This is a genomic window from Rhodanobacteraceae bacterium (genome assembly GCA_016713135.1).
Classification (GTDB): domain Bacteria; phylum Pseudomonadota; class Gammaproteobacteria; order Xanthomonadales; family SZUA-5; genus JADKFD01.
Genome location: JADJPR010000001.1, coordinates 47,975 through 70,914 on the forward strand (window position 1 = coordinate 47,975; position 22,940 = coordinate 70,914).

At 72.4% G+C, this 22,940-nt stretch carries 13 protein-coding genes and 1 pseudogene; 5 read left to right on the forward strand and 9 right to left on the reverse strand.

Translation table 11 applies throughout. The annotated features are described in order from the left end of the window. Window positions 1–417 precede the first annotated feature (417 nt). From IPK27_00170 to IPK27_00185, 4 genes are read right to left on the reverse strand one after another with little or no spacing between them, the layout of a single operon-like run. Window positions 418–585 carry a hypothetical protein gene (locus IPK27_00170; protein MBK8066080.1) on the reverse strand — a complete coding sequence of 56 codons (168 nt, stop codon included), beginning with the start codon at window positions 583–585 and terminating at the stop codon, window positions 418–420. Between the two features lie 27 nt (window positions 586–612). Then, on the reverse strand, window positions 613–2,064 hold the full coding sequence (gene creC / locus IPK27_00175) for a two-component system sensor histidine kinase CreC (protein ID MBK8066081.1): 1,452 nt from the start codon (window positions 2,062–2,064) through the stop codon (window positions 613–615). Next, window positions 2,064–2,726 carry a two-component system response regulator CreB gene (gene creB / locus IPK27_00180; GenBank protein ID MBK8066082.1) on the reverse strand — a complete coding sequence of 221 codons (663 nt, stop codon included), beginning with the start codon at window positions 2,724–2,726 and terminating at the stop codon, window positions 2,064–2,066. The genes creC and creB overlap by 1 nt, the downstream gene beginning before the upstream one ends. A 23-nt stretch (window positions 2,727–2,749) precedes the next feature. Next, the gene (locus IPK27_00185) at window positions 2,750–3,313 is read right to left on the reverse strand and encodes a hypothetical protein (GenBank protein MBK8066083.1); all 564 of its coding nucleotides are present in this window, start codon (window positions 3,311–3,313) and stop codon (window positions 2,750–2,752) included. Between the two features lie 185 nt (window positions 3,314–3,498). Here IPK27_00185 and IPK27_00190 point away from each other — a divergent pair, with 185 nt between their 5' ends. From IPK27_00190 to IPK27_00205, 4 genes are all read left to right on the forward strand, one after another. Further along, window positions 3,499–5,226, forward strand: coding sequence for a hypothetical protein (locus IPK27_00190; GenBank protein MBK8066084.1), 1,728 nt, complete (start codon window positions 3,499–3,501; stop codon window positions 5,224–5,226). Window positions 5,227–5,422: 196 nt separating this feature from the next. Beyond that, window positions 5,423–6,049, forward strand: a complete 627-nt coding sequence (locus tag IPK27_00195; GenBank protein ID MBK8066085.1) for a DUF2178 domain-containing protein — start codon at window positions 5,423–5,425, stop codon at window positions 6,047–6,049. Next, a complete protein-coding gene (locus IPK27_00200; protein ID MBK8066086.1) occupies window positions 6,046–6,258 on the forward strand; it encodes a helix-turn-helix transcriptional regulator in 213 nt (70 codons plus the stop codon). Before IPK27_00195 ends, IPK27_00200 begins: the two co-directional genes overlap by 4 nt. A 125-nt stretch (window positions 6,259–6,383) precedes the next feature. Then, complete coding sequence (locus tag IPK27_00205) at window positions 6,384–8,477, forward strand: hypothetical protein (GenBank protein MBK8066087.1); 2,094 nt, start codon at window positions 6,384–6,386, stop codon at window positions 8,475–8,477. 868 nt (window positions 8,478–9,345) lie between these two features. On the opposite strand, the gene IPK27_00210 is transcribed toward IPK27_00205, so the two are convergent. Together IPK27_00210 and IPK27_00215 are read right to left on the reverse strand one after the other, a co-directional pair. After that, the gene (locus IPK27_00210; GenBank protein MBK8066088.1) at window positions 9,346–10,020 is read right to left on the reverse strand and encodes a hypothetical protein; all 675 of its coding nucleotides are present in this window, start codon (window positions 10,018–10,020) and stop codon (window positions 9,346–9,348) included. Continuing rightward, window positions 9,938–12,244, reverse strand: a pseudogene (locus IPK27_00215) (3-hydroxyacyl-[acyl-carrier-protein] dehydratase FabA). The gene IPK27_00210 and the pseudogene IPK27_00215 overlap by 83 nt, the downstream one beginning before the upstream one ends. A 545-nt stretch (window positions 12,245–12,789) precedes the next feature. Between IPK27_00215 and IPK27_00220 the strand changes: the two are divergent. After that, window positions 12,790–13,026, forward strand: a complete 237-nt coding sequence (locus IPK27_00220; GenBank protein ID MBK8066089.1) for a hypothetical protein — start codon at window positions 12,790–12,792, stop codon at window positions 13,024–13,026. Window positions 13,027–13,534: 508 nt separating this feature from the next. Here IPK27_00220 and IPK27_00225 read toward each other — a convergent pair. The 3 genes from IPK27_00225 to IPK27_00235 all read right to left on the reverse strand — a co-directional run bounded on the left by IPK27_00225 (window position 13,535) and on the right by IPK27_00235 (window position 22,708). Then, entirely contained in the window at window positions 13,535–15,814 is a 2,280-nt protein-coding gene (locus IPK27_00225) for a hypothetical protein (GenBank protein MBK8066090.1), read from the reverse strand. Window positions 15,815–16,265: 451 nt separating this feature from the next. Beyond that, window positions 16,266–21,575, reverse strand: a complete 5,310-nt coding sequence (locus IPK27_00230; protein MBK8066091.1) for an SDR family oxidoreductase — start codon at window positions 21,573–21,575, stop codon at window positions 16,266–16,268. Further along, window positions 21,572–22,708: a hypothetical protein gene (locus IPK27_00235; GenBank protein ID MBK8066092.1), complete on the reverse strand. Its 1,137-nt coding sequence runs from the start codon at window positions 22,706–22,708 to the stop codon at window positions 21,572–21,574. Before IPK27_00235 ends, IPK27_00230 begins: the two co-directional genes overlap by 4 nt. Window positions 22,709–22,940 lie beyond the last annotated feature (232 nt).

Below are 22,940 nucleotides of genomic sequence, written 5' to 3' on the forward strand. Positions count from 1 at the left end.
GCATCTCCCCGCCGCAGCACCCCGACGCGGGATGATCGCGGCTCGCGACCTGGGGCCGGTGCCTGCTGAGCGCGCTCGCAGGCGAGGCCGCGGCGACCGCGGAGAAGCGTCCCGGCATGGATGTGGTGATTGCCGAGCGGGCGACGAGGCGGTCGCGCCGCAGGCGCGCCCGCTGCTGAATGGGGCGCCGAGTCCCGGCAGGCGATCATGATGCGGCCGGCCGTGCGCGAGATTATGTGGGCGGCAAGAGCGACCGGTCATGCCGGTGAGTCCTGAATCGGACCGGGCGGCGGTTACGCGGGCCGGAGCGACGGTGACGGCTCCAGTAACGGCGCCGGCGATGGACGCCCCGGGGCATGGCGATGCTCGGCCTGGTGCTCGTTGGCTTCGCGGCGGTGCGATCGCGCAACCTCTGAGTCATCTCGGACGCACTTGGGCTTCCCAGGGCCCGCGGGCGGGCTTGGTGAAGGCCGGCAGCGTTCGATGGTGGTTCAGGTGGCAGCGACGCGCGTCATGCGAGAGCAGCGCCTGCCTGCGCGCGGCGACCTCGCCCGGGCTCTCGGCCTGGGCGATGTCGGCAAGCACCTCGATCGCGCACTGCCCGGGCGGTGGCTATGTGGGCATGCCGGCACGGCTGGAGGCGACCGGCAGCCGCAACGTGGCACAGGCGCCGCCCTCGGGCCGGTTCGTGAGCGTCGCGCTGCCGCCGTGCAGGTCCGCGACCTGGGCGACGAAACACAGCCCGAGGCCACTGCTGCGGTGGCCGCCGTCCGGGCGCGGCAGCGAGTAGAAGCGCTCGAACACGCGGCCGAGGGCGTAATCGGGCACGCCCGGGCCGTCGTCGCATACCTTGAGCTGCACGCACTCGCCGTCGATGCCCGCACTCAGCTCGATTGCGCTCCCGGCGGGCGCGAAGTCGCCGGCGTTCTCGACCAGGTTGGCGAGCGCCTGGCGCAGCAGGAAGGCGTCGCCATCCACCTGCGGCGCGCCATCGACGCGGATGCGCAACTGCTGGCCGCGCCGGGCCAGGTGCGGGCGGCTGTCCTGGGCCACCGCGTCGAGCAGCTCGGAGACGACCAGCCGCTGCGGCGCTTCGATGCGCTGGCGGTGCTCCACCTCGGCCAGCGCGAGCAGGCGGTCGATCATCTGCGTCAGGCGCTCGCCCTGGGTGCGGATGGCCTCGGCGAAGCGCGCCTGGTCGGCTGGTGGCAGCGGCTGCTCCAGCAGCTCGGCGCTGGCGCGGATGGCCGCCAGCGGGCTCTTCATCTCGTGCGTGAGCGCGTGCACATAGCGCTCCACGTACTGCTTGCCTTCCAGCCGTGCGCGCATGGTTTCCAGCGCCTGGCCGAGTTCGGCGAACTCGCCTGCCGCGCGCGGCAGGCTGACGCGCTCGCCCGCGGTGACCGCCTGGGCGTAGCGCCGCAGCGCGCCCAACTGGCGCGACAGCCAGGCCGCGCTGGCGATGCCCACCAGCAGCGCGAAGCCGAGCAGCAGCGCGCCCCAGCGCGCGACGACCGCCTGGCTGCGCTCGATGAAGGGTGCGATCACGCGATTCGGTTTGGCCACCGTCAGCGAGCCGACGATTGCCCCGCCGGGGTCGCGGATCGGCGCCGCGACATGCATCACGCTGGAGTCCGGATCGTCCGGATCGGCGAGCGAGGAGCGCGCGCCGTAGCGTCCGCGCAGGGTCAGGTAGACATCGTTCCAGCGCGAGTAGTCGGCGCCGACATCGACCCCGCTGCTGTCGAACACCACGATGCCGCGCGCATCGGTGACGTAGATGCGGTAGTTGGTGCGGCGCTTGGCGAAGCCCCAGATCGCCGCGCCCGGATCGCGCCCGTGCATGCCGCGCACGCGCGCGGCGAAACGCCCGTCGGCGATGCGTCCGGCCAGCAGATCGTCGCTGGCCAGCTCCGCCAGCACGTTCGCGGTGTCGACCAGGGTGTCCTCCATCGCCTGGCGCACCCCGGGTTTGACCTGCGCGAGGAACACCTGGCTCAGCAGCAGCGCGGTCAGCGCGACGATGGCAAAGGTGCCGATCAGGATGCGCAGGCCGATGCGCATCAGCCCTGCTCCAGCGAGTAGCCCAGGCCGCGCTGGGTGCGGATCGGGTCGCTGTCCGGATCGATCTCGCGCAGCTTGGCGCGCAGGGTCTTGATGTGGGTGTCGACGGTGCGATCGGTGCTGTCGCTGTCCGGGCCCCAGGCGCGGTCGAGCAGTTGCGCGCGGGTCAGGATCGCGCCCGGCCGTTGCAGCAGCGCGGCGAGCAATCGGTACTCGTAGCGCGTCAGCTCCAGCAGGCGTCCGCGGTAGTGGATGCGGTGGCCCTCGGGATCGTGGCCGAAGCCGCTCGCCGGCGCCGCGCCCTGGCCGCGGCGCAGCACCGCGCGCACCCGCGCCACCAGCTCGCGCAGCGAGAAGGGCTTGGCGATGTAGTCGTCGCCACCCAGTTCCAGTCCATGCACGCGATCGGCCTCGCCGGCGCGCGCGGTCAGGAAGATCACCGGCAGTTCGCGCAGGCGGCGGAGCTCTGCGCACAGCGCGAAGCCATCGATATCCGGCAGCCCGACATCGAGGATGGCTAGGTCGAAAGGGCTCGCCGCGGCCAGCCGCAGCGCGGCGCGCGCGGTCAGCGCGTGCGCCACCTCGAAGCCGGCCGCGCGCAGCGCGAACTCGACCGTCTGCGCGATGGCACCCTCGTCTTCGACCAGCAGGATCCGGGTCATGGTCCCCAGTGTGGTGGGCGGGCTCAGCGCGCCGGCGGGGAAGTCTGCGCCGCTGCCGCGCGCCCGAACAACCATGCCGACGCCAGCCAGGGGAGCACGAACAGCAGCGAGAACAGTGCCGCAAGCGACTCTCCGGCAGCCCACGCCACCAGGCTTGCAAGGCCCTGCGCCGCCGCCGTCGCCTGGAGCGCCACAGCCATCCCGGCCGGGCGCATCCGCGCGACCCGCGCCCCGACGAATCCGACCCCGAGCACCCCGGCATAGACCAGATTGGCCGGATTGCCCTCCGTTCCGATGATCCCGACTGCGAGGTTGATCCACACGAGCACGAAGGCGCTCGCCACCGCGACGCCGACCGCGGCGCGGTACAAGGTGCTGCCGGACAAGCGCATGGCCGCCTCGTAGCTGCCGCAGGCCGCCAGCAGCATGCCGCCGAAGACCACGAAATCCGCCAGCGACCAGTCCACCTCGCGGGTGAAATGCATCGCCACCAGCGGCAGCAGCAGCAGGATTCCGGCGGCGACCCAGACAGCCTCGGGCCGGGGATTGCCGCGACTGATGGCGTGCGGGTGTGCGTCTGCTGGCATGCGGCGGGCTCCATCGGGTGGCGGGCGTCGGGCCGCCGGTCGTGCACAGGCTAGGAGCGCTCGGTGAGGCCTGCATGAAGTTTCATGCAGGCGTCGCGAGCTCCCGAGGCGTGATGCGCGGCGCGGTTGTCCCAAGCCGGCGGGATCTATCGTCTTGGTTGTCATCAGGTCGCGGGACTGTCGCCATGCGCATCGCCCTGTTGCTGCTGCTGTGCCTGGTCGCACCCGCCTGGGCGCAACCGGCTTTCCACGCGCCGCCGGTGCCCGCGGGCAGCCTCACGGTGCGCCTGCACCCGACCGAAGCCGTCGCCGCGGGTGTGCCGGTGCGGGTGAGCTTCGGCGTGCCGTTTCCGCGCGGCTCGCTGACGCCGGCGCAGCTGAACACGCTGCGGGTGCTCAAGGGCGGCGTGGAGCAGCCGGCGCATGTCTCACTGCTGACGCCCTGGCGCCACCGCAGCAATGCCGCGCTCGACGGCGCCTCGGTGCGGGTGGCGCGGGTGCAGATCCAGTACACCTTCGCCGCCTCGTTTCCGGCGAGCGAGACCATCACTCTGGACTGGGGCGGCCCGCCGCGCACGCTCGACGTGCCTGCGCTGGTCGATCCGCGCAGCGCCTGGCACCGGGTCACCGCAGGCAGCTTTGTCGCCGGCGACAACGTGTTCGAACCGGATGTCTACGCGGTGCTGCCGGCGGCCTGGTTGAGCCAGGGGCTGCTCAAGTCCTCGCGCAGCACGCCCTTCGACGCCAGCAATGGCGAGGCGCGCGACAACCCGGCGACGATGGACGCGACGCTCAGCTGGCCCGGCACCCAGGAAGCCGAGCGCGCGCTGAAGAACAACTTCTACAGCGTGATCAACCGCGATGATCCGCTGGTCACGCCGGCCAACCAATGCCCGTACAAGACCCAGGCCGAGCCCTGGCTGTACGACCGCGCCGGGACCATGTTCGTGCTGTATTTCCGCAGCGGCTTCTTCACCGCGCTGCGCGAGGCGGTGCAGGCGGCGCAGTTCTACGGCGACCGGCTCGACGCGCAGGGCTTCTACACCCTCGCCGCCGGGGATTCCAAGTACGCCTACAACGAATCGCTGGCCTACACGCTGTGGACCGTGGCCGACCCGCTGGCCGAGGCGAAGATCGCCCTGGTGCCGACCGCGCACGCCGGGTTCCCGCACGCATGGACGCCGCAACGCAATTTCTGGACCGAGCGCCACGCCGCGTACAAGCTGATGGCGAACGTGGTGGCGTACGAAGTGCTCGGCGGCGCTGCCCGGCGCGACGCGGTCGAGCAGATCCTCGCCGACTATCGCGCGCACCAGGACGGCGCCGGCGGCGCGATCCCGGCGCAGCGTATCGACGGCGGCCTGTACCACACTGGCGACCAGCACGCCGGCGACTGGGGCAGCGCCGACCTCGGCGGCTCGTCGTGGATGACCGGCTTGCTGCTCGACGCCGCGGTGCGCGCCTATGCCACCGGCGAGGATGCCGCGACGGCCCAGTTCCTGCGCCGCCTGGGCACCTTCCTGGTGGCGACGCTGGAGCAGGCCAGCGACACCGACTACGGCGGCACCCTGTGGCAGCCGCGCTACGCCATGCTGCTGGATGGCAGCAGCGGCCAGCGCAACGGTACCGATGTCGAGCACGCGCTGAATGTGGCCGGCGCGCTGGCATGGTCGGCCTACTTCGCCGACCTGACGGGCCAGTCGTCCGCAGCCTTCCGCACCGCCGCGAACAACCTCTACGCCAGTTACGACATCGGCGTGAATTACTGGATCCGCCCGGCCGGCCCGGCTTCCGGCCTGCCCGCCTTCCGCGTCAGCCCCTGGCGCAAATGGGGCTGGGAACACCGCACCTCCGACGGCCTCGCCTTCGCGCTCGCGCCGGCAGAGGCGGTGTTCGCGAATGGCTTCGAGTGAGCCGCGCATCGAAGGGTCCGACACCGGCGAGGGATGAAACCGGACTGCTCAAGTAGGCCGGGTGGAGCGCGCAGCGCAGCGCCGGCAGGACCCTGGGCTGCGACCTCAGCTGATTGAGCCCACCGGGCCAGAAGTCATCCTTGACGGACAAAATGTACGCTGTAGATTACATATTGTCTTTTAGAGGAGACATCCGATGACCCTGATGCATGCCCGCAACCTGCCGGCCGCCGCGCTCGCGGCCCTCGCCGCCTACCTGATGTGGCTGGCACCGGACCGCGTGTTCGGCATCGACTCGGGGGTGCTCGGCAGCATCCTGCTGCTGGCGACCGCCTGGCTGGTGGTCTGGCTGTGGCACCGGGTGCGCGACGTCGCCGAGGAATACGCCTCGCTCGGGCAGCAGCTCGCGCTGCTGGGCTTCGGCTTCAGCCTGGCCATCGGCATCAGCTTCTTCGCGCGCCTGAACCGCCTCGGCTGGACGCTGGACGCGGACGCTGCCGAGACCTGGGTGCTCGGGCGCAATGTGCTGCTGATGCTGATCCTGTGGCCGGTGTCGGCAGCGATCCTGCGCGGGCTGCGGCGCGACGACGGCATCGAGGACGAGCGCGACCGCACCATCGCGACGCGCGCCTCGGCGCATGCCTACAGCGTGCTGGCGATCGCCCTGATCGCGCTGATCGTGCAGTTGGGCTTCGGCGGCGCCGGTTTCCAGGCGCTGGCCAACCCGGTCAGCGTGGCCCACTGGCTGATCGGCCTGCTGATCGTGTCCAGCGTCGCCGAGCACCTGTCGGCCACCCTGCAGTACCGGCGCGACCAGCCGTGAGCGCGGGCGCCATCCACAACCAGATCCGGCGCCTGCGCTTCGAGCAGGGCGAGCTGACCCAGGAGGAGCTGGCGCGCCGCTGCGGGGTGACGCGCCAGACCATCATCGCCCTCGAAGCCGGGCGCTACTCGCCCTCGCTGGAACTCGCCTTCCGCCTCGCCCACGCGCTCGGCGTCGGCATCGAGGCGGTGTTCCAGTACCGGCCTTGAGCCGATGCCGACCTGGGCCTGCGCGGTGCGCGCGGTCGCACAATCGCGCAATCGCGCGCATGCTGGCGCAACCGTACCGAAGGGCGGGAAACGCCGTTCCTCCTGCCAAGTACCCGAGGTAAGCCATGCGTTTGCGCGAGGGAATGATGGCGATGTTGCTGGCACTGCCCGGCTTCGCCTCCGGCCAGTCGGTGGTGGTCTACGACGACGCGCTGCAGAACGGTTTTCTGAACTTTTCCTTCGGCGCCCCGGCGCCGGACTTCGCCAACCCGGCGCCGGTGCATGCGGGCGCGGCGTCGATTGCGTTCACCGGCAGCAACTTCAACGCCATCGGCCTGGCCAATGTCGGCACCGATTACGCCACCGCGACGCATCCGGTGGTGCGCTTCTTCGTCCATGGCGGCGCCAGCGGCGGGCAGCAGTTGCGGATCTTCCTGCAGACCACCGACGGCGGCGGCAACTCGACCGCGCTGGCGAGTGGCGAGCTGGACGGCTACATCACGGGCGGCGCCATCGTCGCCGGGCAGTGGCGCGAGGTGCTGGTCAACCTGACCCAGCCGCCGCTGTCCTACAACGGCAGCTATGACCGCATCGACCTGCAGTCGGATGTCGCCGGCGCGCAGCCGGTGATGTATGTCGACACGATCAGCCTGGAACCGCCGGCCAATCCCGGCGGCAACGCGATCTTTGCCAACGGCTTCGAGGGTGACGGCGGCGGACCCGCGGTGCCGCTGCTGCTGGTCGAAACGAATGTCGCGGTGGGCGGGATGCAGAGCGAGCGCTACACCTGGCGCGACGCCGACAACCAGCCGCGCGTGGCCGCGCTGGCGCGCAACGACGGCCAGGTCGGCCCGCAGGGCCAGCGCGGCGGCGAGCTGTGGGAATACCGCTACGAGGTGCCGGGCGGCACCCGCATCGTGCGCCAGACCGGCAGCTTCGCCGGCGGCTTCGGCTATGTGGTCAGCCATCGCAACGAGGGCACCACGGGCATCGGCGGCAATGACGATTCGCCGCTGGGCCATGGCTTCAGCGGCCAGTTCCTGAGCGTGTTCGCCGGCCGCCACCACGCGATCCTGCGCTTCACCCAGCGCTATCCGCGCTATTCGCGCACCGACGCCGTGCCGCCGAACACCCAGTACCAGGTGCCGGTGACGATCGAATGGATGATCGCCAACGGGCGCAGCCATCCGTTGTGGGCGATGACCTGGGACCTGACCGGCGCGCTGCCGAATGCGGTGCCGGCCGATGCGCTGAACGACGACACCCGCGCGCCCTATGGCGAGATGCTGTTCGACGGCGCCGCCAGCGCCGGCGCGCACAGCGTGGTCGCCGGCGTCGGCTGGGGCGACCGCTACCAGTTCGTCTCGACCACCAATCCGGTCACGCTGGGCAGCGAGTGGACCTGGAACCAGCCGAACACGATTCCCTACGTGAAGCTCTGGACCAGCGCGGTGGACGCGACGATGGGCACGGTGCAGACCCAGACCATCGTGCAGCAGGACGCCGGCGGCTATTTCGGCACCAACCGCTGGAACAGCACCAGCGCCGCGGGCCTGGCCTGCACCGTGTTCGGCAACAACTACCGCATGCCCTGCGACTTCAACTGGCCGTACCAGTCGATCAACTACTCGCTCGGCGGCGGCGGCGCGACCAACAACACGCGCCTGGCCTGGGGCAGCAACTTCGGCTGGCTCGGCCAGCAGGCCTACTTCACCCACGGCAGCGCGTTCTGGGGCGGCCCGCTGCCCAACACCACCGCCAGCGGCTGGCCGCGCAAGAGCTACGCCACCTTCGTGGTGCTCGACCGCCACAGCGAGGATCCGGTCGGCGCGCAGGTGGCCGAAATCGAGACCGTGCAGACCACCACCGCCAGCGCGGCCGTCGGCAGCGTGCGCACCAGCGGCCCGGCCGGCGTGGCGCGGCCGGACAGCGTGACCTATGCGCCCGCGGGCTGGAACCATGTCCGCGCCGCCTGGGCTTTCGACGCCGCCGGCAACCAGCTCGACGCCAACCTCGCGGTCGCCAACGGCGCCCTGCGCCGGCCGCTGCTGATCGTGTCGAACTGGACCGCCGCGCTGCCCGCCGGCATCCGCTTCAACGGCCAGACCCTGGTGCAGGACGTCGACTACCTGCCATCGCTGCGCGCCGACACCAATGAGCTCTGGATCACCCTGCTGCGCGACCTGCAGGGGGCGACGAACCGGGTGCAGGTGCCTTAGGGGAGGGTTGTGGGTTGTGGGTTGTGGGCTGTGGGCAGCAAAGCAGAGGCGGCGCCGCACTTCCCATCCGCACACCCGCCGATTCAACGCGAAGACGCAGAGGACGCGAGAACACCATCAGCTGCTTTTCTCTGCGTCCCTTTGCGTCCTCTGCGTCTTTGCGTTGAACGGTTGCCGTTCCCGCCCTTCAGCGCGCAGATCGCGGAGCAGGCGCGTTCAGCCTCACCGCCCTCCCTCCCTTCAACGCGACCTGGGCCAGGGCAGGTCGAACTCTTCCGATGCACCGCCACCCCGGCCGGAGCGACGGACAGGTGGAAGGTCTCGGTGGTCCATGACCGGACGTCCGCGCGGTCCACGGACGGAGTCGCGTGGACGCGGATCGCCGCCAGTGTCTCCGGCAAGGCGCTGCCGTGGTCGCGCTTGATCAGGGCTTCCTTGATGACCCAGCGCTGCAGCAGGGCGTCGTCGTCCAGGCTGCCGGGCGGCTCGTCCGGATTCAACAGCAGGTGCTGCAGCCGGCGCAGCGCGGGGCGCGGGGTGCGCGGTTCCAGGTCGATGCCGATGGGCGCGGGCGAGAGCGCCGCCGCGATCCAGTCGCCGCCATGGCTGAGCGAGGTGTGCAACGCCGATCCGGCGACGGCCGGCGGCTGGTTCTCGCGTTCCAGCAGCGCGTGGTCGCGCGGATCGCCGCCGTGCGCTTGCGCCAGCAAGGTGCGCAGCAACCAGTGACCGGCGAGGTACTGCGCGTGGCGCGCAGGCGCCCGCATAGTGGCGGCACGCGCCTGCTCGCAGGGCGACAGCCACTCGCCGGCGGGTGGCGCGCCGGCGAGCACGTCGGCGATGCGCCGCACCACCACGCGCGCGTCGCTCATGCGGCGCCCGGCACGATGCGCATGCCGATGCCCTGCGCCTCGTAGATGCGCTGCCCGTCCACCCACAGGCTGCCGCGCGCGATGGCGTAGACGCCCTGCTCGTCGCGCCCGCGGTCGGTGATTTCCAGGGTGGTGTGCACCTGCCGATGATGCGGCAAGACCTGGCCGCGGTACTTCCAACGGTGCGTCAGCCCGGTCGCGATCCCCTGGAAACGCGGCTGCGCGATGTCGCTGTGCGCGTTCCAGTCGAGCAGGTAGGCCTGCAGCGCCTGCAGCATCGCCTCCAGCCCCAGCGAGCCCGGCTGCACCGGGTCCTGGAAGAAATGCGCCTTGAAGTACCACTCGCCGGGATCGACCCGGCGCCCGGCGCATACCTGGCCGGCGTTGAGGTCGATGCGCGGGTGGGGGTCGAGGAGGCGGAGGTGGGAGTGGGGGAGGAGCGGGGCACGGGGCAGGGCGCAGCGGGGCGGGCAGGGGCAGGGAGCCCCGCCGCGAGCGGCGGGCAAGTGGGTTGCCCGGCTCCAGCACGTCCCCGGCCCGTGCCCCTGCCCCTGCCCCTTTGCTGTCGCCCTCCAGCACCCCCCGCATCGCCACATCCTCCGGCAACCCCGCCTGCGCGGCGAGGGCCTCGGGCGGGAAGAAGCCGAAGACGGTCTGCAGTCGGTACACATCGCGGCCGCCCAGATGGCAGCGGACGTTGAAGCCCTGGATGATCATGCCGCCGCTGGCGGAGACGCGGGTCAGCTCGACCTCGGCGACCAGGGTGCCGCAGCCTGGGGTCAGTTCGGCGAGCACCACGCCCTCGCCGTCGAGGTTGCGGAAGCCGAGTTCGCCGTCGCTGGTCAGGGCCGATCCGACGTAGCTCGCCAGCCAGCCGCAGGGTTGCAACGCCGCTTCCAGCAGCACCGCAAAGGGCATCACCGGCGCGCCGTTGTCGCGGAAGTACCAGGCGTCTTCCGGCGCGTCGTACTCGGCGACCACGCGCGCGCCGGCCTGCATCACGCCGATCGGGCCGTCGATGCGCGCGATGCGGCTGATGAAGAAATACGGCGGCGACGGCAGCCGCGGCACCCGGGTGGTACCGTCGAATCGCGCGTACATCGGCCCGAAGGCCTGCGATGGGCGCCCCAGCGCGCTGGCCATCAGCGCGTGGCGATCGAAGCGGAAGCCATCGACGACCGGAGCGCGCAGGTCAACCGGCGCATCGGCGGGCGCGTCGGCCAGCGGCCAGTCCGGCACCAGTTCCAGCGCGACCCGGCGCGCGTGGAAGGCCTTCAGGCCATCGACGGTGCACAGCAAATCGGCAAAGACCGTAGGCCTGGGCCCGGCAATGCGCTCCTCGACGAAGACTTCGGTCACGAGCAGCTTCGACGCCGGCGTGACCTGGCCGCGGCACTGCAGTGGGTACGGCAGCTCCGCCACCGGCTGGAAGCGCCAGCCGTCGCGCTTCAGGGTGTAGCCGCAGCCGGCGAGGTAGACCGCCATCGCCTGCAGGCAGGCCTCGAACATCAGCGTGCCCGGCATGCACGGATCGTTCTTGAAATGCCCGGCGAAGAACCACTGCGCCGGGTGGATGTCGAGTTCGGCGCGCAGATAGCCGCGTTGCCACGGGCCGCCGTCGATGGCCAGCTCGGTGACCCGGTCGAGCAGCAGCATCCGCCCGGCATGGATGTTCGGCGTGCGCGTGTGCGTACGCGCCAGCTCGAAGCCCGCGCCGAAACAGGCCGCGGCGTCGCCGGCGGCAAGGGCCTCCAGGTCGGCCCGTGTGAGCGCCGCGCGGGTGCAGGCCGCAGCCGGCGGATCCAGTCGCGGCGATTCGACGATCGCCTGTGCCTGCGGCGACCACAGGCAGCCCGCGGACGCTGCAAGTTCGGCATCGGTGAAAAAGCCCGCCTGGCCGCCGCGCACGCTGAGCTGCGCGCGCCCGCCGTTGACGCAGTCGTAGTGGAAGAACATCAGGCGCACATCGCCCTGCGCGGCGTGGCCGTCGAGCACGATGTCGAAGTGCAGGGTGTCGTCCGCGCGCGGCAGGTCGCCGTGGTAGGTCAGCTCGCAGCCGAGCAGGCGGTAGACCCGCTCGCCGCGGTTGAGCGCGTCCACCCCGAGCCAGGAGATCAGCATCAGGTCCGCCTGGCCGGCCTCGATCATCACCCCGGCCGGCAGCCGCCCGGCGTGCAGCGCCCAGGCGTGGTTGGCGACATCGGTCTCGGTGACGATGCGGCCCTTGCCCATGCACAGCGGCTCGCCGTCGATGGCGACCACGCGGTCGCACAGCAGCAGCGGCGGCTGCGGCATGCGCACCTGGCGGGTGTAGCCGTCCTGGCCGGCGAAGGCCGGGCCAAAGATCGCGGAGATGCGGCCGGCGGCGTGGGTTTCGAGGTCGTCGCGGGTGAAGCGGGGAGATGCCGGAAGCGGGGCGAGGGGCAGGGGGCGGGAGGCCTGTTCCGGGGCAAGCCCGGGCGCCGTCGCGGGGCGCTGGTCACCGGACTTCGACACGATGGGTTGCGGAGCCCGCTGCCATTCCCCCTGCCCCCTGCCCCGTGCCCCCGCTTGCATCAGCAAGCCCTGCGCCTTGCCCAGTACTGCCAGGTACTGCTGCTGCGCACCGGCCAGCGCGGCGACATGGCCTTGGTGCGCGGCCGCCAGGTCGGCGACGGCGCGTTGGATGGCGGTGATGGCGGCGATGCTGGCGGGTGCGCGAGGGATGATTGCGGGCGGGGAGTGCCGGTCGGCCTGCACGGTGTGGGTGAGTTCGCTGTCCGGAGCTGCGCTGAGCGGTGGCGTCGCGACCCGCTGCCGATACCCATCGAGCACCGGCGGCAGCGCGGGCGCCGGGGGCATGTGCTGGGCGGGCGGCTGAATCCGCACCGGCGGCCAGTGCGCGGCAAGGCGCATCGGCCGCTGCGGTGCCGCTGGTGGAGCGGCGGCGGGTAGTTCGGCGTGCAGCGCATTGACATCGACCGCCACGCCAGCGGCGAGCAGCGCGGCGGCAGCGGCGAGCGCGCCGTCGAGCCCGGCGCCCTTGCGGTCCAGGCTCACCACCAGCGCCTCGCGTTCGCCGAGGATGTTGCGGATGGCGCGGCCGAAGCTGTTGCCGGGGCCGTGCTCGACGAACACGCGCACGCCGTCGTCCCAGGCCTGGAGCACCAGCGGGCGCAGGTCCAGCGTGTGGTTGGCCTGCGCGAGGATCGCCTGCGCGCAGGCCTCGCGCTCCGGGGCGTAGGCGCGCGCGGCGGCGGTCGAATACAGCCGGCCGCGGTGGGTGGGATGCGTCTGCCGGCGATGCAAGGCCAGCCATTCGCCGGCCACCGCATCCAGCTCCGGCACATGCACCGCGAGCGGGTAGTCCAGTTTCAGGCAGCGGTGCGCGCCGAGGCGTTCGACCGCCACAGTGCAGCCCCGCGGCCTCGCCGGCGATCAGGCAGTCGCTGTCCGAGTTGATGATCGCCAGATGCACGCGCGGCACGTCGGCCAGCGCCGCGCGCACCTCGGCGAGCGGCGCGAGCACGGTCCAGCTGGCCCAGGCCACCGCCCTGCCCCATTGCGGCGCGACCGCCTCGAAGGCGCCGCCGAGCAGACGCGTGATCAGGCCGCTGGTTTCCATCTCCAGCATCAGCGCATCGGCATCGCGCCAGGCGCCGCTGGCGACCAGCGCGTTGGTCTCGCCGGAGGAATAGCCCAGCCAGGCGTCCGGCTTGAGGCCGAGCACGCCAGTCGAAAACTCGGCGTGCGCCTGCGACAGGCCCGAGGCGCCCCACAGTTGTTGCAGCGCGGTCGGCGGCGGCGCCGCTTCATCGAAGGACCAGTCGAGCACCTCGCACAGCCGCGTGCTGCGCGCGGCGAGGCGCTGCAGCAGTTGTGGCAGCGCCAGCAGCAGTTCGCGGCCCATGCCGCGATAGGACGCGCCGGCACCGGCGAAACAGAAGGCCAGTTCGCCGCCGATCGGGCGCTCGCGGAAGTGCACCGCCTGGCCCGCCGGCGCGCCGCCCTCCAGATGCGCCAGCGCGCGCTGGCGCACCTCCGCCAGCTCGTCCCCGCATGCGACCAGCACCGCGCGCGCCGGGCCCTCGCCACCCGGCCGATCCGCGCGCAGCGCGTCGATCACCGCGGCGCGGTCGGCACCGGCGTAGAGATGCAGGCGCGGCTGCGGCGATTCACTCACGCGCCGATGGCCACGGGCTTCGCTCAGCCGGATCCCGGCAAACCAGGCAGCGGCAGGTCGATGGTGCGCGTCGCCGCGCCCAGCCAGGGGCGGCCGTCGGCATGGCGGCGATGGTGCAGGCAGAGGGTGGCGTGCAGGGTGCGGATGAGGGAGGTGGCGGCGCCGTGGTCGGCTGGAGGGCACGAGGGCACGAGGGCACGAGGGCACGTGAGCGCGGCGGGATCCGGCACGTCGGTTTCGCGCAAGCTGATTGCTGTCGCAGGGCGGCGCTCTGGCGGAGCTGTTTCGTGCCCTCCAGGACTCACCGCAACCAGCGCCAGCACCCGCAGCCCCTCCCCCTCCGCATCCACGAGCCGCCGCAGCACCAGCGCCACCGCGGCATCGCCGGGTTGCGCGTTGCCGGCGGCGCGATTGACCGGCTCGTCGCACAGGTCGACCGCGCCGACCAGCGCGGCGTCGATCTCGCCGCTGGCCAGTGCGCGCGCAGCGATGCGCAGCGCGATCAGCCCCGATGCGGCGCCGGCCTGCACGGTGTAGGAAGGACCGCTGGCATCGAACTGCGAGGACAGCCGGTTGGCCGGGATGTTGGGCATGCAGCCGAGCACGCCGGCGGCTTCCAGCGGCGCGATGACGCCGTCTTTCGCCAGATCGGCGCTGCGCCAGCGCGTGCCATAGCGCGCGACCTCTGCATCCGGCTCCATCCCGACCAACACCGAGCTGCGCGAGGGCAGCGGGCCGGACTGCGCCAGCGCCTCGCGCGCGGCGCGCAGCATCGCCAGCTGCTGCGGCAGCGCCTGTTTCAAGTCGTTCGGCGGGAAGCGCAGGCCGGCAAGATCCAGCTCGATGGTCTCCATCCGCGGCTCGATCGCGGCCTCGCCAAACAGCGCCGCGACGACCGCCGCGCGGTCCATCGCGTTGCCGATGCAGGCGCCGATGCCGACGATGGCGATGGGCGTCTCACCCCGTAGAGCGGAGCTTGCTCCGCGGACGCCTTGCGCGGGGGACGAGCCGAGCAAGCTCGGCTCTACGGGCGGGGTGGAGGCGTCGTCGGACAGGATCAGGTGCGCGTTGTTGCCGCCGAAACCGAAGGCCGAGATCGCGGCGATGCGCGGCGCGTCGGCGGGCCAGGGTTCGGCTTGCTGCAGCAAGTGGAAGGGCGATGCGGCCAGCGCCGCGATGGGCGCATCGACGGCACGACTGGGCGGCAGCACGCCGTGGCGCAGCGCCTCGGTCAGCTTGATCAGGCCGGCGGCGCCGGCGGCGGTGATCAGGTGGCCGAGGTTGGATTTGAGCGAGCCGATCGGCAACGGGCGCGCGCCGTAGACCTGCGCGGTGCTGCGGAGCTCGGTGCCGTCGCCGACCGGCGTGCCGGTCGCGTGGCATTCGAGCAGCGAGACCTCCGTGGCTGCGATGCCCGCAATCGCCAGCGCGGCCGCCATCGCGCGCCGCTGGCCGCTCTCGTCCGGCACCAGCAGGCCCTTGCCGCGACCGTCGTTGGACAATCCGATGCCGCGGATCACCGCATGAATGGTGTCGCCGTCGCGGCGCGCGTCGGCCAGGCGCTTGAGCGCCAGCAGGGCGCAGCCCTCGGCCGGCAGCAGGCCATCGGCGTCGCGGTGGAAGGGGCGCGATTGCCCGCTCTTGCTGAGCGCGCCTAGCGCGGCGAAGCCCTGGTGCAGGAACAGGTCGTCGGCGCGCTGCACCGCGCCGGCCAGCATCAAATCGGCGTCGCCATCGGCCAGCGCGTCGCAGGCCAGCTTGATCGCGTACAGCGAGCTGGCGCAGGCCGCGTCCAGGCAAAAGCTGCCGGCGGTCAGTCCGAGCGCCTGCGCCAGCAGCGCCGCGGTGCCGCCGCTCATCGCGCGGTTGCGCGCGTCGCCCGGCGGCAGCCCGCGCCAGACGCGGTCCGCGTACGCGGCCATCGCCTCGCTGGGAAAGCCCAGGTTGCCGACCACCGCGCCGACGCGCGCGGGGCGCGCACGCACGTCCGCGATCGCTTCGCGGCCACAGTGCAGCAGCCAGTGCACCAGCGGGTCGAGGCCCGCGAGCTGCTCTGGCGGCAACGCGAAACCGCGCGGATCCCAGATCGAATCGAAGCCGTCGACATAGCCGCCGCAGTCCGACCAGCAGTGGTCCGGCGCGGGCTGGTCAGCGGCGCACAGCACCGATGACGACACCCGCCAGCGACCCGCCGGCGCGCTGCGCGTCAAATCGCGCCCGGCCAGCACCGCATCCCACAACTGCTGCGGCGACAACGCGCCCGGCAGCACACAGGCACGGCCAACGATGGCGATGGGGGTCATGGGCGGGGGGCTCGGGGGAAGCAGAAGCGGGACTGGGGGCTGGGGGCTGGGGCGAGTGCGCGGAAGGCCGGGGCAAAGCGTTGGCTGGCGCGAGCGCACGGCATGCGGTGGAAGCCGCATTCGCGCATGCGATCAGCCGCGTCCCGCGATGCGCTCCCCGCGCACTCACCCAAGCCCCCAGCCCCCAGCCCCGCTCTCAACCCAGCCAGGGCGCGGCGTTGGCTGGCGCGTGCGCAGGGCATGCAGCGGAGGGCGGAGATGGGCTTTGCTTCGCGCATGCGATCAGCCGCATCCCGGCGCCCCCACCCCCCCCAGCCCCGCTCCAGCCAGGGGCGGGGGGGCGGCAGCGCGGGCGGAGATGGGCTTTGCTTGCGATCAGCCGCGTCCCGCGATGCGCTCCCCGCGCACTCACCCAAGCCCCCAGCCCCCAGCCCCGCTCTCAACCCAGCCCTCACAGTGCCACCGCCACATTCCGCACCCCGATCAGCTCCGCGACGCGCTGCCCGCGGGCATCGTCGAGGTAGATGTCGGTGGTGGCCACGCCGCTGCCTACGCGGCGCGCGTGGGCGGTGGCGTGCACCGGGCCGGCGCAGGGCGCGGCGTGCGCGCGCAGCTCGCCGATGGCCATCGGCAAATTGGGCCCGCCGAGCATGCGCTGGCCGTAGAGCACGGCGAGCTGCAGGCCGCCGTCGAGCGCCGCGGCGTCGAGCTGCCAGGCTTCGCCGGGCCACTGCGCATCGGCGACGCCGCGCACGCGGGCGGCGATGCCCGCGTCGGAAATGCCGCCCACTGCGTCGATCAGCTCGAAGCACTCGCGGTGGAACAGCAAATCCTGGTACAGCGGTGCGCCATCCCATTGGTCGAGTTCCAGGCGCGGCTGCGCTTGCGGCGGCGGCGCGGCCTGCCCGAGTTCCGCGCGTGCGCTGTAGTGCAGTTCGCCGCGCGCGCCGAGCACGCGCAGTTCCAGCGTGCGGCCGTCGCGTCCGGCGCGCGATTCGATCCGCAAACGGTCGCCACCGTTGCCGAAATGCCCCAGGCGAATCCCCTTCAGCACCTTCAGGTCGTGCAGCGCGACCAGCTTCAGCCCGGGACGCCAGCTCTGCGCGGCGCGCGCCAGCCATTCGGCCACCAGCACCAACGGCACCACCGGCTGGCCGGCCACCGCGTGCCCGGCGAGCCAGGCGTGGCTGGCCTCGCTGACAATCAGTTCCAGCGCATCCACGCGCGCGTCGGCGCCATCCGCCAGCAGCGCCTGCGGGCGCGGCTCGCCGCCGAGCACCAGTTCGACCGCGCCGCCATCGGCCATCTCGTCGACGAACATGCGCGCGCCGACGCCGAGCGGGATCATCGGCACGCCGAGCGCGGCGAAGCGCTCGCGCAGCGCCGGGTTGACCATGCCGCCCTCCCACGGACCCCAGCCGAGCGATTTGACGCGCAGGCCGGGCCGCCGGCGCTGTTCTGCCGCAGCGACCTTCGCCAGCACCTCGTTGGCCATCGCGTAATCCGCCTGGCCGGTGTTGCCGCAGCGCGCCGATACCGACGAGAACACCGCGAGCAGTTTCAGGTCGTCGCCCGCGGTGGCGTCGAGCAGCGCGCGCAGGCCGCCGACCTTGGTGCGCAGCACCGATTCGAACTGGGCATCGGTCTTGTCCGCGATGCGCTTGTCGGCGAGCACGCCGGCGGCGTGGACCAGGCCGCGGATCGGCCCGAGCGACTGGCGCACCTCGGCCAGCATGCGCGCCAGTGCCTCGGCGTCCTCGACCGCCACGCTGCGGTATTCGGCGCGCGCGCCGGCGGCGGCGATGGCCGCGAGCGTGGCGCGCACCTCGCGCGCGGACAGCACGCCGCGCACGCGCGCCTGCAGCGCGGCCGGTGTCAGCGCCTCGCCGCGCGCCTGCGCCTTGGCCAGCAGCGCGCGCTTGAGGCCGGCCTCGTCGGCGATCCCGGCGCATTCGGGCGGTTCGGCCGTCAGCTCGCTGCGCCCGAGCAACACGAAGCGCGCGCGGCAGGATTTCGCCCATTCGACCAGGCAGGCCGCGGTCACGCCGCGCGCGCCGCCGGACACGACCACGACATCGCCATCGGCGATCACCGGCGCATCCGGTTGCACCGGGCGCGCGACGCTCTGCAGCGTGCGCCGGCGGCCATTCGCGCCGAGCGCGATTTCGATTTCACCACCACCGCCGAGCAACTCGTCGGCGAGCGCCACCGCGAGCGCCTCGACGCTGCGCCCGCCACGTTCGATGTCGATCGCCTTGAGCGCCGCCTGCGGCCATTCCAGCGCCGCGGTCTTGACCAGCGCCGGCAGCCCCGCGGCCCACGCGCGGCCTTCGTCGCCCGCCTCCAGGCCAAAACTGCCGCCGCTGTCCTGCGCGGTGACGAACAGCCGCGGCGCACGCTGCGCCAGCTGGCGCGCGGCCGCGAACACTTCGTGATTCAGCGCGATCGCCGCATCCAGGTCGGCGAATTCACGCAAGCCGCCGAGGTGGATCGCCGCATCCGCATCGGCCGGCAGCCGCAGCACCGCGCAGGCATCCACCCCGCGCGCCTGCAGCTCCGCCGCCAGCGCCGGCGCCAGCGTGTCGTGCCCGAGCACATGCACCGTGCCGCCACCGAGCAGCCCCGCCAGCGCCAGGCCGGTGGGCGGGGCGGGGAGCAGGGTCAGTTCGTAGCGGGCGAGGGACGGAGAAGCAGGGGCGAGGGGCGGGGGGCAGGGGACCTGCACCGGGGCATTGTCGTACCTTGAAGCGGGCGGGAGGCTTGGCGGAGCGACAAACCCTGGGGCCACGTCGGTCGGAAAAGTCGCCCCTGTTCCGTCCCCCTGCCCCCTGCCCCCTGCCCCCGCTTCACCACCGCCCAAGGCGGCGACAATCTCCGCCAGCGTCCGCATCGCCCCCAGCCGCGCGCGGTCGACCTTGGGCAACGCTGGCGCGCGCTCGTCGACTGCCGCGAGGATCTCGACCCGCTTGATCGAATCGATGCCGAGGTCGCCTTCGAGGTCCATGTCGAGGGTCAGCATGTCGACGGGGTAGCCGGTCTTGTCGGCGACCACCGAGAGCAGGAGCGTGGCGAGGGACGGAGAAGCAGGGGCGAGGGGCAGGGGGCGGGGGACCTGCACTGGGGCATGCCCGTACTTTGAAGCGGGCTGGAGGCTTGGCGGAGCGACAAACCCTGGGGCCACGTCGGTCGGAAAAGTCGCCCCAGTCCCGTCCCCCTGCCCCCTGCCCCCTGCCCCCGCTTCACCACCGCCCAAGGCGGCGACAATCTCCGCCAGCGTGCGCATCGCCCCCAGCCGCGCGCGGTCGACCTTCGGCAGCGCCGGCGCGCGCTCGTCGACTGCCGCGAGGATCTCGACCCGCTTGATCGAATCGATCCCGAGGTCGCCTTCGAGGTCCATGTCGAGGGTCAGCATGTCGACGGGGTAGCCGGTCTTGTCGGCGACCACGGAGAGCAGGAGCGTGGCGAGGGACGGAGAAGCAGGGGCGAGGGGCAGGGGGCGGGGGACCTGCACTGGGGCAGGCTCGGACTTCGAAGCGGGCTGGAGGCTTGGCGGAGCGACAAACCCTGGGGACTCGACGGTCGACAAGGTCGCCGCTGTCTTGTCCCCCTGCCCCCTGCCCCCTGCCCCCGCTTCACCGCCGGAGTGGCTCGGCGCTGCCGGAGACTGCGAGGACACGACACGCGCCGCGGCCGCCCCAGTCCCGTCCCCCTGACCCCTGACCCCTGCCCCGTCGCCGCCGTCGGCGGCGACCATCGCCCCCAACCCCGCCAACGCGGTTTCGGTCAGCCGCAGGTAGGCGGCGTGGCTGTCGGCCATCGCCTGCTGGAAGGCGGCGTGCGCGGCGGCGGCCTGGCGCTGGCTGTCCTGGAATGCGGCGAGCCAGGCGGGGGAGAACTCGGGTTGATTCGGCATGGCCTGGGGCTCGGAAGCGGTGCGTTGCGGGGCATCGGAAGTGCCGGGGAACGGCTGTGCCGTACCCCGGCCTACGCCGGGCTCGCGTAGGCCGGGGTGCGCGCCGCCGGCGCGCTCCCCGGCAAGGTTGGCGGATTCGCGCTCCGGGTTCGGCGCCGGCATCGGCGTGCCGGGCGGCGGCGGGTAGGGCTTGCCGAGGTTGCTGCCGTCGATGGCGATGGCGTGCCTGGGCTTGGCCGGGGTTTCGGGCGGCAGGCGCACATCGGCGTACAGCCGCTCGGGGCGGCTCAGCGCGCCGGCGGCGGCGAGGCGGGCGAGGCCCACCAGCAGCGTCTCGACCCCATCGCGGCCCTTGCGGTCGAGTGCGATGGCGCGGTGCGGGCGGCCTTCTAGGATGCTGCCGACCAGGCCGCAGAGCACCTGGCCGGGGCCGACCTCGACGAAGCTGCGGATGCCCGCGGCGTGCATGGCTTCGATCATCTCGACGAATCGGACCGGGCGCGACAGCTGCACCGCGAGCTGCCCGCGCAGGGTTTCCTCGTCGCCCGCATAGGGCGCGGCCTCGGCGTTGGCGTAGACCGGCAAGCGCGGCATCTGCATCGGCGCACGGGCGAGCGCGGCGCCGAAGGCGGCGCTGGCGCCGGCGACGATCGGCGAGTGAAAGGCGCTGGCGACCGGCAGCCGGGCAAAACCGATGCGCTCAGCGGCGAGGCGCTGCTCGAAGGCCGCGATGGCCTCGGTGGGCCCGGAGACCACCACCTGCTGCGGACCGTTGTGATTGGCGAGGAGCACCTCGCGCTGGCCGGCGAGCAGCTCGCGCACGCGCTCCACCGGCGCCGACACGGCGCTCATCGCGCCCGGCGTGCGCGCGGCGTCGCGCATCGCCAGGCCACGCGCACGGGCCAGCTGCATCGCGGTGGGCAAGTCGCAGGCGCCGGCGGCGTGCAGCGCCATCAGCTCGCCGAAGCTGTGGCCGGCGGTCGCATCGGCGCGCACGCCGAGTTCGTCCAGCAGCGCGAGCAACGCCGCCGAATGCGCCGCGAGCGCCGGCTGTGCGTGCTCGGTGGCGGTCAGCCGTGCGCGCTGCGCGGCCTCGGCCTGCGGCTCGAACACCGGCTGCGGGAACACGATTTGGTGCAGTCGCAGGCCGTCGTCGAGCGCCAGCGCGGCTGCCTGGTCCCACACGCCGCGCGCGGCGTCGAACTGCATCGCGAGGCCCGCACCCATCTCCAGGTACTGGCTGCCCTGGCCGGGGAACAGGAAGGCCACGCCGCCCTCCGGCGCGCCGACGCCGTAGCTGCTGCCGTCGGCCAGCGCGTGCGCCGATTCCGGTGCCAGCCGGATGCGTTCGGCCGCAGCCTTCAGCCGCTGGCGCAGGGTGTCCGCCGAGTCGACCACCAGCGCCAGCCGGCGCGGCGCATCGCAACGCCAGTCGCGCCGGCTCTCGTGCGCGATGTGTGCCAGCGGGCGCTGCGAGGCGGCCAGCGCATCGATCTTCGCCAGCAGGCCGGGCACGCTGTCGGCGTGCAGCAGCACCAGTTCCGACGCGTGCACCGGCAGGCGCTCGGCGCGCGGCGCGGGCCCGGTGTATTCCTCCAGCGTCGCGTGGAAATTGGAGCCGCCGAAGCCGAAGGCGCTGACCGCCGCGCGGCGCGGATGTTCGCGGCCGCGGATCCACGGCCGCGCGCGGGTGTTGAGGTAGAACGGGCTGCTGTCGATGGCCAGGCGCGGATCGGGCCGCTCGACCTTGATCGTCGGTGGCAGCACCTTGTGGTGCAAGGCAATCACCGCCTTGAACAGGCCGGCCGCGCCGGCCGCGGCCTTGGTGTGGCCGATCTGGCTCTTCACCGAACCCAGCGCGCACCACGGCCGCGCGACGGGTTCTCGCCCGCGTAGACCATCCGCAGGCCGTTGAACTCGGCGACATCGCCGGCCTTGGTGCCGGTGCCGTGCGCCTCGACCAGCTCGACCGTCGTGGGCGCGTAGCCGGCCTGCCGGTAGGCGCGTTGCAGGGCCTGCGCCTGGCCTTCCGAGACCGGCGCGTAGACGCTCTTGCTGCGCCCGTCGCTGGAAGTGCCCAAGCCCCGCAGCACCGCGTAGATGCGGTCGCCGTCGCGCTCGGCGTCGGCCAGGCGCTTGAGCGCGAACATCCCCAGGCCCTCGCCGAGCATGGTGCCGTCGGCGGCGTCGCTGAAGGGCCGGCAGTCGCCGCTGGGCGACAGCGCCGGCGTCTTCGAGAAGCACATGTACATGAAGATGTCGTTGAGCGTGTCGACCCCGCCGGCGATGGCCAGATCGCTGTGGCCGAGTTCCAGCTCCGCCACCGCCATCGCCAGCGCCGACAGCGAGGAGGCGCAGGCCGCATCGGTCACGCAGTTGGTGCCGCCCAGGTTGAGCCGGTTGGCGATGCGCCCGGCGACCACATTGCCGAGCAGCCCGGGGAAGCTCGCCTCCTGCCACGGCACGTACTGCGCCGCGATCCGCGCGCAGGCGTCCTGCACCTGGTCCTCGGCGATCCCGGCCTCGCGCAGCGCACGCAGCCAGACCGGGCGCTGTAGCCGGCTGACCATCGAGAACAACAGCTCCTGCGCGCTGGTGACGCCCAGGATCACCGAGATCCGCGAGCGGTCCATGGCGTCGAACTGCTCGCGCGCGGCGTCCTCAAGCACCTGCTGCGCGACGATCAGCGCGAGCAGCTGCGAGGTGTCGGTGGCCGGCAGCTGCGACGGCGGCACGCCCCAGCCGAGCGCATCGAAATCCACCTTGGGCAGGAAGCCGCCGCGCTTCGCGTAAGTCTTGTCCGGCGCCGCCGGATCCGGGTCGTAATAGTCCTCGATCCGCCAGTGCGTCCCCGGCACGTCCGTGATCAGGTCGCGCCCGGCCAGGATGTCGCGCCAGAATCCGGTCGCATCGGTGGAGCCGGGGAACAGCGCGCTGACGCCGATGATGGCGATGGGGGCGCGGGGCGTGCTTGCGATCATGACGGGTGACTCGCGAGAATCATGCCCTTTGGCCGAGGGCGGGGGGCGGAAGGGGGACGGTGTGGTGTTCCGGGTTGTGAGAATTCCGGATTGCGGCGAGGCAAGGCGAGGGAGGAGCCGTAGGCCTATGGCGACGACGAGCATCAGCCGCATCGGCGCAAAGGCGGAAATAATTCAAGGTTACGGAACACCACAGAGGTCGGATCCGGGGACGACCGGGAGCGGGCGAGCC